The sequence below is a fragment of the Chryseobacterium sp. Chry.R1 genome (assembly GCF_039645525.1).
Taxonomy (GTDB): Bacteria; Bacteroidota; Bacteroidia; order Flavobacteriales; family Weeksellaceae; genus Chryseobacterium; species Chryseobacterium proteolyticum.
Map to the genome: position 1 here is coordinate 1,939,249 of NZ_CP151793.1, position 12,827 is coordinate 1,952,075.

Sequence of the window (12,827 nt, forward strand, 5' to 3'; positions counted from 1 at the left end):
TGAGTCTAAGTAAATTTATTCACGTTAAGTGGAATTTATTTTAATAAAAGTGTAATTTAGTTATTATATTAATAATTAAAAAACGGACTATGAAAAAAACATCTTTCTTATTTTCATTAATGGCTTTAGGAATCATGAATTCCTGTGAAACCAATGATGAAGGAGTCGGGAACACTTCGAGGGAACAAGAGGTTCATTCCAAAATAGTACAGGTCACTCGTCATGATGGAAGGCCGTTCAGTACTGGAAAAGAGTCAGTAAATGGTAAATTTGTTGCAGGTCCGGGGGGAAGTGTTCTGATGCAGGGCTTCTACTGGGATGTTCCGGATGGCGGAAACTGGTGGAATACAGTAAAAGATAAACTTACCGGTTGGTCCAATGCAGGAATCGGGGCAGTTTGGTTACCTCCCGCATCCAAAGCGCAGAACGGAGCTTATTCAATGGGATATGATCCTACCGATTATTACGATTTTGGAAACTTTAATCAAAACGGAAGTGTAGAGACCCGTTTTGGTTCGAGAGCTGAGCTGGAAGCATTGATCACCAAAGCACACTCAGAAAACATGCAGGTTTATGCGGATATTGTGATCAACCATAACAGTGGAGGGCAGTCGGAAGCGAATCCTTATACAGGAACCAATACATGGACGAATTTTTCAGGAATAGCTTCAGGAAAATTTACCAGAAACTACAATGATTTTTATAAAAATGCCTACGGAAATAACGACGAAGGCTCTTTCGGTGGTTTTCCGGATTTATGCCATGCTAATCCCCATGTGCAGGACTGGCTTTGGGGAAGAGACGATTCCGTTGGTAAATACTATAAGAATGTAATGAAGTTCGACGGGTGGAGATTTGATTATGTAAAAGGTTTTGGTGCGTGGGTGGTTAATAACTGGAATGCAAAGGTAGGCGGCTTTTCAGTAGGGGAATTATGGGATTCCAATGTTAATACACTGGAATCATGGGCAAACAATGCAAACAGCTCTGTATTTGATTTTGCGGCCTATTATAAAATGGATGAAGCATTTGATAACGGAAACCTCAATGTTTTGAATGATGATATGATGTGGAAAAGAAATCCATACAAAGCCGTTACTTTTGTGGCTAACCATGATACTGATATTATTTATAACAAGATGCCTGCATATGCTTATATCCTGACGCATGAAGGGTATCCTACCATATTTTACAGGGATTACGAGGAGTGGCTTAATAAAGAAAGATTAAATAATCTCATCTGGATTCATAACAATAAAGCAACAGGAACAACCTCTATTCTCTACACAGATAATGATGAGTATATTGCGAGACGTAACGGATATAATGGTAATCCTGGACTGGTGGTTTATATTAACACTTCATCAAGCTGGCAGGAAAGATGGGTAGACACCAATTGGAGCAATCAGCAGATCAAGGATTTTACAGGAGCATCAACCTGGTATCCTACAACACAGGCTGATAAGAGAGTGAAAATTCAATGTCCTCCCAATAGTTATTCTGTCTGGTCATTAAATCAATAATTGTAGGACAGAATCGTCAATTTATTTAATGAATTCCACAAGGATTTTATCATGGTGAATGACTTAGGGAAGTAAGAATTTTAGAATTTCGATACGAAAATCAGATATGTAATACTACTTAATGGCAGGTATTGTGAAATTATATCATGATGCTTGCCATTTGTAATTCAAAAATTACAGTGCTTTTAAACTTCTATAAACTTTCTTTTCTGATTTTGATCAGGCAGGTAGCACTTTTGAGCAGCAAGTTTCATTCTGTTTCTTGAAATCAAATCATATACCTGGTCACTTAAGAAAGTCGGTATGATTTTTCCAACAGCAATAAGTTGATATACACCACCCAGGAGTTGAGCAATCTGAAGAACAGCTCTAGATTTTACCAGATAGTACTGATTAGGTTTCCAAAGATACATCGTATTGAAAACAGTAGTCTCCAACCCTCTTTCGGATAAGAACTTCTGGCCGAAATCCGATTGTAAAGAAGCAAAAAGGAATTTGTTTTTTTTGTCACGCTCCAGGATCCATTGTACCCAGAAATTACAAACTCCACAATCTCCGTCAAAGAAGACAATATATTTATCCTGCCAATTTTCCTGCATAACACTTTTTTTAAAATACCATCGACCGTTCAGTTTCTGCTTTTACTTGTTTAAAATATTGTATTAGCTGCTTTCTCTGTTCCGGGGTTAATTTTGCACCCTGATGGCCAACAATATAGGATTCCAGAGGCATTTCCTCTTTCTCGATCATTTCAATACATTCCTGCAATTTGTGTGCCTGTCTCTCAGGTTCATACATTGCAAAGGTAGAGAAATTTAAATTCTTTCTGCCTTCATCAATATGATTTTTGAGAAACCACGATGAAGGAGCAATGCTTGAGTACCATGGATACTTCGTTTCGTTGGAGTGACAGTCGTAGCACGATGTACGGATGAGTTTGGCGATCTCAGGTTGTGTTTTTTTTATTTTTAAAAAATCAATACCCGGATTCACCGGTGGATTGGTCTTGTCAATAGGAAAAAACTGAATGATAATAAAAGCTACCAGAAGGATGATCAATATTTTTTTCATGCTTTTGAATTTTAGTGTTTATATGTTTAAATGTAATCTTTTTTTCCTTATTATGAAGGATAGAATCATTCTAAATAGGAGGCCTGTGTTTTGATTTTGCTTCATTTTCAATTAAATATAGCTAACTTATTGCAATAAATAAGACAAGGGCTGTAGAAGTTTATTATAGTTTTTAACTATCATAAAAATTTTATCAATAGATCGTATTTATTGAAAGGGTTGTTGTAAGTTTGTCTTGTTCAGATCAGATAAACGGTATTAATCAATATTAAAATTTAAACGACAATGGAAAAAGATTCAAATGACATCAGTAAATGTCCGTTTCATAATGGAACAATGAAACAAAATGTAGCTGGTGGCGGAACTCAAAATCAACAATGGTGGCCTAATCAGTTAAGAGTTGATATTTTACGTCAGCATTCCTCTTTATCCGATCCCATGGATAAAGATTTCAATTATGCTGAAGCATTTAAAAGCCTGGATCTTGAAGCTGTAAAAAGAGATCTTCATGCATTAATGACGGATTCACAGGATTGGTGGCCTGCAGACTTCGGACATTATGGCCCTTTGTTTATCCGTATGGCATGGCATAGTGCCGGAACGTATCGTGTGGGAGACGGAAGAGGAGGAGCTGGAGCAGGTCAGCAGCGTTTTGCACCATTGAATAGCTGGCCGGATAACGTAAGTCTGGATAAAGCAAGAAGGTTACTTTGGCCTATAAAACAAAAATATGGTAAAAATATATCATGGGCGGATCTTTTGATTCTCACCGGTAATATCGCATTAGAGTCCATGGGTTTTAAAACATTTGGATATGCAGGGGGCCGTGAAGATGTTTGGGAACCGGATATGGACGTGTATTGGGGATCCGAAACAACATGGCTGGGAGGTGATCTCCGATATGCACATGGTTCTGAGGGGGTAGTGGAAAATCATGCGGTGTTACCAACAGATGATGACGCGGATGGAAAAGTACATTCCAGAAATCTTGAAAAGCCTTTAGCAGCAGTACAAATGGGACTTATCTATGTAAATCCTGAAGGTCCGGATGGAAATCCAGACCCAATCCTTGCAGCTAAAGATATTCGTGATACATTCGGGCGTATGGCGATGAATGATGAAGAGACTGTGGCCCTCATTGCAGGAGGACATACCTTCGGTAAAACACATGGTGCAGGACCGGCCGACCATGTAGATAAAGAACCTGAAGGAGCAGGTATTGAATTGCAAGGACTAGGATGGGCGAGCAGCTATAAATCTGGAAAAGGAGCAGATGCGATCAGCAGTGGACTGGAAGTAACCTGGACAGAAACTCCTACGCAATGGAGTAATTACTTCTTCAAAAATCTTTTTGAAAATGAATGGGAACTTACAAAGAGCCCTGCAGGAGCTCATCAATGGGTAGCGAAAGATGGTGCCGAGATTATTCCTGATGCATTCGATTCTTCTAAAAAACATAAACCGACGATGCTTACAACGGATCTTTCCCTGAGATTTGATCCGGTTTACGAAAAAATATCAAGACATTTTTACGAGAATCCTGATGCTTTGGCTGAAGCGTTTGCAAAAGCATGGTTCAAACTTACGCACAGAGATATGGGGCCAAGAGCCCGCTATCTTGGACCGGATGTGCCGGATGAAGTACTGATCTGGCAGGATCCTATCCCTGCTGTAAATCATGCCTTAATAGATGGTTCTGATATTGAAACTTTGAAAGGGAAAATATTTGATTCGGGGTTAAGTTCTCAGGAACTGATCACAACTGCATGGGGTTCGGCTTCGACTTTCAGAGGAAGTGACAAGCGGGGAGGAGCAAACGGAGCGAGAATTCGCTTAGCTCCTCAAAAAGATTGGGAAGTGAATAATCCTTTGCAATTACAAAAGGTTCTGAATGTGCTGGAAAATATTCAGGCAGAATTCAATGCTTCACAGACTTCCGGTAAGAAGGTTTCTTTAGCAGATCTTATTGTTTTAGGAGGAACAGCAGCAGTAGAAAAAGCAGCAAGAGCTGCAGGGCACGATATTTCGGTTTCCTTCACGCCTGGCCGTATGGATGCTTCTCAGGAACAGACGGATATTGAATCGATGGGATATCTGGAGCCGGCAGCAGATGGTTTCCGTAATTATTTAAAAAGGAAATATACGGTTTCTACTGAAGCCCTATTAATTGATAAAGCACAATTGCTGACCCTTACTGCTCCCGAACTTACAGTATTAATCGGTGGAATGAGAGCATTAGATGCTAATTTTGACGGCTCTAAAAACGGAGTGTTTACAGATCGTCCTGGAGTTCTTACCAATGATTTCTTTGTCAATCTGCTTGATATGGGAACTCAATGGAAAGCAGCCTCTGGTGACAATGAATTATACCTGGGAACTGATCGTAAAAGCGGACAGCCAAAGTGGACAGCTACCCGTGCTGATCTCGTATTTGGATCCAATTCAGAATTAAGAGCAATTGCGGAAGTATATGCAAGTGCTGATGCACAAGAAAAGTTTGTAAAAGATTTTGCCGCAGCATGGACTAAGGTGATGAATCTGGATCGGTTTGAACTGGCTTAAGTTTTTTACATATCTGATATCATTTAAAACCATCTCTACCCGGGATGGTTTTTTGCTTTGAAGAACGTGTGGGGCCTATTTCTTTTGTGAATTGCTATTGCACAGCATGAAGATAGTTTTTAATATTACGATGCAAAGATATATACATGGAAGCAGAAGCTCTGGAATTTTCATTTTTTTAATTGCTAAATAATAAAGCCTTATCTTTGCAAAAAATTGAGCTCCAAAGGTTGGAGTAACTCATTAATAACTTGTCCTGAGAGAATCGAAGGATTATTAAACATTTTTTATGTCAAACATTGTCGCTATCGTTGGGCGTCCCAACGTAGGAAAATCCACATTATTTAATCGTTTCCTGGAGAGAAGAGAAGCTATAGTAGACTCTACTGCAGGTGTTACAAGAGACCGTCATTACGGAAAATCCGACTGGAACGGAGTAGAATTTACGGTAATTGATACCGGAGGATATGATGTGGGGACAGAGGATATTTTTGAAGAAGAAATCCGTAAACAGGTACAGCTGGCAGTAGATGAAGCTACTTCTATTATTTTTATGCTTAATGTAGAGGAAGGCCTTACAGATACGGATTATGAAATTCATGAATTATTAAGAAGATCCAATAAGCCGGTTTATATCGTTGTAAATAAAGTAGATTCTGCAAAAGAAGAATTGGCAGCTACAGAATTTTACCAGTTAGGAATCGAAAAATATTATACACTTTCTTCTGCTACAGGATCAGGAACAGGAGATCTGTTAGATGATATCGTTAAAGATTTTCCAACCACGGATTATCAGGATCCTTTTGAAGGATTACCTAAAATTACGATCGCTGGTCGTCCGAATGTAGGAAAATCCACTTTAACGAATGCTTTATTGGATGTAGAGAGAAATATTGTAACAGATATTGCGGGAACAACCAGAGACAGTATACAAACACTATATAATAAATTCGGGCACGAGTTTGTATTGGTAGATACTGCGGGGATGCGTCGTAAGGCTAAAGTTTCCGAAGATCTTGAGTTTTATTCTGTAATGAGATCAATTCGTTCTATTGAATATTCTGATGTAGTGATCATTATGGTAGATGCTACTCAGGGATGGGAATCTCAGGATATGAATATCTTTGGTTTAGCACAGAAGAACAGAAAAGGAATTGTGATCCTGGTTAACAAATGGGATCTGATCGAAGATAAGCAAACCAATACCATCCGTGATTTTGAAAAAGCAATTAAAGATAAGATTGGACAGTTCCAGGATATTCCAATTTTGTTTGTATCTGCATTGACGAAACAGAGAATACTGAAGGCGGTAGAAGTGGCGATGCAGGTATATGAAGACCGTAAGAAGAAGATTAAAACTTCGAAATTAAATGAAGTGATGCTTCCTATTTTCGAACAAACTCCACCTCCGGCAAATAAAGGAAAATTCATTAAAATCAAATATTGTGTGCAGCTTCCTACGCCGTCACCTCAGTTTGTATTCTTCTGTAATCTTCCACAATATATAAAAGAACCGTATAAGAGATTTACTGAAAATCAATTGAGAAAAGAATTCGGATTTACCGGAGTTCCTATCGAGGTATATTTCAGACAAAAATAATTACTTCGGCTGCGCTTATTAAAAAAAGTGTCACAAAGTAATAGTCGATATTTAAAAAGTTCTGGTAAGAAATATCTTACCAGAACTTTTTTTCTTTCATCAAATATATTTTATCCTTTACAGCCACTTTTCATACATTAACCGGACAGGTTTATAGCCTTGTTTATCAAGCCAGCTTTGCATAATATGGTTATTGCATAAAGTAAACCTGTAAATTTTCCGGATATTAAAATCTCTATAAGTTTCTTCAAATGCTTTGTTTAGGGCAGTGTAAACTCCGTGTTTTCTATACTCCTGCTTTACATATCCTTCAGAAACATACAGGTCATCTGCATCTCCCAATTCAAAGTTGCTGTCATCTTTTTCATCAATATATCCGAATAAAAAACCAATAGCTTTTCCCTCTGCGTCAGCAATAAGAAATGTTCCGTTATTCTCTTCCTCACAGTCGGTCATAAAGCGCAAATAATGTTTTCTGATCTTGCCCCAGTCGGCTGTTTTCTCATTCATTTCCTTTTCAGAAACATGAAGCTCTCCTACCAACTCATCCACAATGGGGAGATGGTCTGATATTTTTATTTTTCGGATTGTAAAGTTCATAATATAATTTTTTATTTTCCTCGTATCGGACTTCCGTGCCAGGATGTATGATCAGAAAGTACCTCGCCCTTCATAATCAGTGAAAGGGCATCAACATTTACGTTATTACCTATTTCGGTATCGTAAAGAATAATGGTTCTCGAATTAATGGTTGTCTGCTTACCGATTTTTACACTTCCTATTTTCATAATACGATCTTCAAAAAGATGCGTCTGCGGCCCGCAGTCTTCATTCAACATTGCTTCGTCATCTATCGTTACCATATCGTACTCTGTAATATCTGTTGTATTGAGCCACACCCTTTTACCGATCTTCACACCCAAAAATCTCATAAAGAAAGGAAGCCACATCGTTCCCCGCAGGAAATCAAGAAAGAAGATTACAGGGAGTGCCTCATATACTGTAGTTATTCCTTCACTCAACCAGACTTTTAGGCTGTACATGGGCATTTCTGTTTTTTTATACTTTCCAACGAGAACCCATTTAAGGATTACCGTAAAGAAGAAGGAAGGTAGGGCTACAATTCCCAGATAATAAAATGGAGAAAATAAGATCAAATGATGGATTCTTCCTTCAAGATAATTGCTGGTGTAGGCAATAAATAATACACTGCAGATAATAATAACGGTTTGAGGCAGAATAATCCGGATTCCCTCCACAATAGCACGTGCAAACTTAAGACTGAAGGGAGGGTTGTAGGTAAGGCTATTGTCAAAGCTCTCCGATTTTTGTCTTGAGGGAAGTCCGATTGGCGGAGATCCAAACCAGTCTTTTTCAGAAGAGTTTTTAAGTTGTTCTTCATTCGGAGCTTTGCTTAGCACGCCGATCAGCATATTATCTCCTAATTCATATCCCTGTGGGATCAATCCGCTGTTTCCTACAAAACTATTGTTGCCGATCTTGGTTTTTGCCAGGATCAGTTTTTCATTTCTTACATCATGTTCCCCCAGGATGACCGCGTCAGCAATAAAAGATCCCTCTCCAATTTCCAGAAGATTGTGGGAAACATCGCTTGCTGTGGAGATCTCTGAATTTCTGCCCACTTTGGCTCCCATCATCCTGTAAAATTTACTGATATAAATCGAAGCAAAAAGAGGATGTACGACGGTTAATGCAAGATTAAATATCTGATCTTTTACCCATTTTCGATAATAGATAAAACTGTAAACAGGATATATTCCCGGCTTCATACGGTATTGCAGGCACCTTGTTATAATACTGACAACCCCGATAAAAATTAATATGTAGATTGTAGATAGAATAGGTGCCTGCCATAGGTAATAGAAACTGTAATCCGCTGAACGGTCGTCCAGATAATACAAGGTGTACAATGTTGGAGCAAGCGGTAAAACGATTAAAAGTGGGAAGAAAAAAAGAGAACATGCATATATGATAGCATATTTGTTTCTTTTTGCGGCAGAAACCAGCTGTGGAATCTGTGTCTCTTCCTTACTTTTTGTTCTTAGCTTTTCAGCCGGGCTACCATCCCAGACTTCACCGTACCCGATCGTATTTCCTTCATTTAAACAGCTGAGATCCTGAAGTTCTCCGAATTCCTCAATGACAGTATTACCACATACGATAGCTGAAGAACCAAGATAAGCGTGTGCTTTAATATGTACTTTTCTTATTTTAAGCACTCCATTTTCTACAGATGCATTATCAATACTACATCCTGAGCTCGTGGTTACGTTTTGATCAATGGTAACAAGATCTTCAGCTGCAATAGGTAAAAGGCTAAGTTGTGCGCTCGGATGAACGTGTACACCTAATAATTTCAGATATTTCGGATACAATGGGGTTTCAACAATAAATTCTGAAGGCATCAGTCTTTTTACGGTTTTCCAGAGCCACCATCTGAAGTAATACCAGCCCCACAACGGATAATCACCTTCTTTTATTTTTCCGATAACAAGCCACTTTGTTAAAAGAATAATAACAGAATAAACCGGTGGTATGAGTGTATACAAAAGAATAGCACTTAACAGGGCTAATCCGGTTCCGTACCCATTAAGCTGGAAATAATAATAACTAAGATAGGGGAAAAATATCTGTACACTAAATAATGCAAAAACAACCAGTAAGGAAATAGTCTGGGCAAGATTGCAGGCGTAATATTGAAAGGACGAAACTCTTGTAAACGGTTCCTGATCGGATGCCTTTTCAGTGTGTTTATTTTTAAGGCAATCTGAATAAGCGGAAAGCGGCCTGTTTTCATAAATATCTTTTAAAGAAGCGTAAGGAATCCCTGCTTTTTGCCGGAGGTGAGAAACTAATGTTGCAGCAAGTAAGGAATGTCCTCCCAGATCCGTAAAAAAGTCCTGATGTAATTGGATCTCTTTTCCCGGAAACATCCAATGAAGGGTCTGCAACAGTTTTTCTTCGATAGGAGCTTCAGGATTTATTTCAATGTCTTCACTTTTCTCATGGCTGATGAAGCTTTCAGGAACCGGCAGCTTTTTTCGGTCAATTTTTCCACTCGGCATCCTGGGCATTTCCTTCATTTTGATGATCGAGACGGGAACCATATAAGGTGCCAGAGACTTTGCTAACTCTTTACGTATTGTATTTTCATCGAATTCATGATCGTCACTCATTACAGTATAGCCAACGAGTTGCCCCTGTCCATTAGCGTCTTCTTTCACGGCAACAGCTGCTGAAGAAATGCCGGGAAGCTGATTCAACCGGGCTTCTATTTCTCCCAATTCAATCCTGTAGCCACGGAGTTTGATTTGGTCATCTATTCTTCCCTGAAAATCTATAAAACCGTTTTCTCGTATAATAACAGCGTCTCCAGTTTTGTAAATGGTATCGCCGGGAAGTTCAGGAAATGGATTTTTCAGGAATTTTTGATCTGTTAGCTCCGGGAGGTTGAAATAGCCATTACTGACTCCGGGACCAGAAATGATCATTTCACCCCTTTCTCCTCGTGGCACTATATTCACATTTTCATCAACCACAGCAATATGATAATTGGGTAGAGGATGGCCAATCGTAAGCTCGTCATCATCCTTCAGCTTAGCCATGTTGGAAGATACCGTAGTCTCCGTGGGACCATAGCTGTTGATGAAGGTTCTGTAAGGCTTTGCCCATTTTTCCTGTACTTGTTTTGTGCATGCTTCACCTCCTGTATTGATGATCCTCACTGAAGGAACCTCCTCGATGATGGCTAAGATACTGGGTACTGCATGAAGAACAGTGATTTTATTCCTGATTAATACATCACTTAATTCATCAATAGCCTTTACAGTAAGGGCATCTGCAATCCATATCGTTGCACCGGAAAAAAGACTGATCCATACCTCTTCACACCACATGTCAAAGGAAACGGAAAAACCCTGATATACAATATCGGTATCTTTTATTCCTATGAAATCTTCTTCAGATCTTATAAGATGACAGATATTCCTGTGGGAAATTGGAATTCCTTTAGGATTTCCGGTACTTCCGGAAGTAAATAACACGTATGCCCATTGATCGGGGCTAATCGGATCGCTGATTGGAGGGATAGTGCTGTCGGGTTGTGGGGCAATGGCTAAAGGCCGACAATGGATTCCGACATCTGCATCAGAGAAATAAGCTTTTACATGAATGTCTGTAAAAACTTTTCTTATCCTGTCTTCAGGCATCTCCCGGTCCAGTGGAACATAAGAGGCTCCGGCTTTTAATATTCCTAAAATAGCAACTGGAAGCTCCATACTTCGGGGATACCAAACCCCGACACTATCGCCCGGCTTTATGCCTTCATTGTGAAGCTGTAAAGCAATTGCATTACTCCAGTTATTGAGTTCTTCATAAGAGAGTTTTTTACCATTAAATATAAATGCTGTTTTATTTTTGTATTTTTCAAAAATAGGAGCTAATAACCCGGGAAGAGTCTCTTCTTTCAGAAATTCAGGAGCTATTTTTCCTAAGATTAAACTTTTCATCATTCAAGATTTTTTTATGTACAGATGGGTTGGGAAACTTTCATAAATATACTTTATTTCTGTTTACGTTCAATCTCGGATTTCGTTTTTTAATTGTAATTTTGCAGGAATTAAAGCCCGCCAACTCTAATTAAAATTTAAAATTTCATGGTTACTATTTTATCTGAAAACTTTTCTCTTGTTAATGAGTGGATTAACGAACTGCGTAATGTAGATGTTCAGCATGACCGATTGAGATTCCGTAGAAATATGGAACGTATCGGAGAAATTGCCGCTTTTGAAATCAGTAAAGAACTTGAGCAAAGAGAAGTTGAAATCCAGACTCCTCTGGATACGATAAAGGTTAGGGAAATTGCAGTACAACCAGTGATTACTACTATTCTTAGGGCAGGAGTTCCTCTATTTCAGGGGATATTAAATTATTTGGATAAAGCTGATTGCGGTTTTGTAGCAGCCTATAGAAAACATGATGCCAACGATTATTTTTCGATCAAGCAGGATTATCTTACTTGTCCAAGTATTGAAGGAAGACCTTTAATCGTGGGAGATCCTATGCTGGCTACAGGAGCGTCATTAATTGAAGCAATCAAAGACTTACTCACACACGGAACACCTACTCAATTGCACATTGTAGCGGCCATCGCATCTAAACAGGGAGTAGAAACAATTGAAAAAGCTTATCCTGAAGCAAAAATTTGGGTAGGTGCTATTGATGATCAACTGACTTCCAAAGGCTACATTACTCCCGGATTGGGAGATGCCGGTGACCTTAGCTATGGTGAAAAATTACAGCGGTAATTAATACAGATTCCAGAAATCCTTCATTATATCCATCAATAATACCGGACGTACTTTTTCCATTGGATGTCTGGTATCCGGAAGTATCATTAATCTTGCGTTAGGAATACGACGATAGGTTTGAACGGTCTCTTCCAATGTTACCATATTATCATGGTCTCCGGCCATGATCTGGACTGGAGTTGTAATCTTTGATAAACTATCTGAATTTAGCGGTGGTTTTTTACCTAAAGAAACCATCATGCCGGTAATTGCGGGAAGCAGCTCTTTCCATTGGGAGCCGTGTTGTAATTCCAGTTGTTCCGCATATTTCGGAATTTTTAAAAGAATGGTCTCAGGGGCAAGCATTGTACTTTCCTTTAAAGCCTGCTCCTCTGTCCAGTCGAATTTTGTGCCTAATGTCAATACGGAATTTACATTTTCCGGTAGCTGCAGAGCATAGCAGAGACCAACATAGCCACCCATGCTGTGTCCGAAAATATAAACATCATTGAGTTTTTGTTGCTTACAGTATTCAGCCAGTTCCTGAGTGTATTTTTCTATGCTGATACCATCATGCGGAATTTCAGTGTTTCCATGCCCTGAAAAAAGAGGGGTGTGTATATTGAATTGTTTTGATAAATCCTGTAGATAAGGTTTGAAAATATCACTGTGCCCTAAAGCACCGTGCAGTAAAAGCAGGTTTTTCATATCTATTAGTTTATCCGGAAAATTATGAAAAAGAATTGAAAGCTGGAAGTAAGG

Annotated in this window: 9 protein-coding genes; 4 read left to right on the top strand and 5 right to left on the bottom strand. The window is 38.9% G+C overall.

Going from position 1 to position 12,827, the window contains the following annotated elements:
• The first annotated feature begins 89 nt into the window (after nucleotides 1-89).
• Nucleotides 90-1,523 (top strand): alpha-amylase, encoded by a 1,434-nt coding sequence (locus AAEU33_RS08925; protein WP_345992142.1) that lies wholly within the window; start codon nucleotides 90-92, stop codon nucleotides 1,521-1,523.
• A 185-nt stretch (nucleotides 1,524-1,708) separates the two neighbouring features.
• Here AAEU33_RS08925 and AAEU33_RS08930 read toward each other — a convergent pair whose 3' ends face one another.
• Together AAEU33_RS08930 and AAEU33_RS08935 are read right to left on the bottom strand one after the other, a co-directional pair.
• Nucleotides 1,709-2,122 (bottom strand): DCC1-like thiol-disulfide oxidoreductase family protein, encoded by a 414-nt coding sequence (locus AAEU33_RS08930; protein ID WP_172280252.1) that lies wholly within the window; start codon nucleotides 2,120-2,122, stop codon nucleotides 1,709-1,711.
• A 10-nt stretch (nucleotides 2,123-2,132) separates the two neighbouring features.
• Nucleotides 2,133-2,594 (bottom strand): heme-binding domain-containing protein, encoded by a 462-nt coding sequence (locus AAEU33_RS08935; RefSeq protein WP_345992144.1) that lies wholly within the window; start codon nucleotides 2,592-2,594, stop codon nucleotides 2,133-2,135.
• 285 nt (nucleotides 2,595-2,879) lie between these two features.
• Between AAEU33_RS08935 and katG the strand changes: the two genes are divergently transcribed.
• Together katG and der are read left to right on the top strand one after the other, a co-directional pair.
• Nucleotides 2,880-5,156, top strand: a complete 2,277-nt coding sequence (gene katG, locus AAEU33_RS08940; RefSeq protein WP_345992146.1) for a catalase/peroxidase HPI — start codon at nucleotides 2,880-2,882, stop codon at nucleotides 5,154-5,156.
• Between the two features lie 289 nt (nucleotides 5,157-5,445).
• Nucleotides 5,446-6,756: a ribosome biogenesis GTPase Der gene (gene der, locus AAEU33_RS08945; RefSeq protein WP_172280246.1), complete on the top strand. Its 1,311-nt coding sequence runs from the start codon at nucleotides 5,446-5,448 to the stop codon at nucleotides 6,754-6,756.
• 117 nt (nucleotides 6,757-6,873) lie between these two features.
• Here the strand turns inward: der and AAEU33_RS08950 are convergent, their stop codons facing one another.
• Both AAEU33_RS08950 and AAEU33_RS08955 read right to left on the bottom strand, forming a co-directional pair.
• A complete protein-coding gene (locus AAEU33_RS08950) occupies nucleotides 6,874-7,356 on the bottom strand; it encodes a GNAT family N-acetyltransferase (RefSeq protein ID WP_345992148.1) in 483 nt (160 codons plus the stop codon).
• Between the two features lie 11 nt (nucleotides 7,357-7,367).
• Entirely contained in the window at nucleotides 7,368-11,288 is a 3,921-nt protein-coding gene (locus AAEU33_RS08955; protein WP_345992150.1) for a Pls/PosA family non-ribosomal peptide synthetase, read from the bottom strand.
• A 144-nt stretch (nucleotides 11,289-11,432) separates the two neighbouring features.
• On the opposite strand from AAEU33_RS08955, the gene upp reads away from it, so the two are divergent.
• Nucleotides 11,433-12,083 (top strand): uracil phosphoribosyltransferase, encoded by a 651-nt coding sequence (gene upp, locus AAEU33_RS08960; protein ID WP_172280240.1) that lies wholly within the window; start codon nucleotides 11,433-11,435, stop codon nucleotides 12,081-12,083.
• Here upp and AAEU33_RS08965 read toward each other — a convergent pair whose 3' ends face one another.
• Nucleotides 12,084-12,773 (bottom strand): alpha/beta hydrolase, encoded by a 690-nt coding sequence (locus AAEU33_RS08965; protein ID WP_345992152.1) that lies wholly within the window; start codon nucleotides 12,771-12,773, stop codon nucleotides 12,084-12,086. It lies immediately after the preceding gene.
• Nucleotides 12,774-12,827 lie beyond the last annotated feature (54 nt).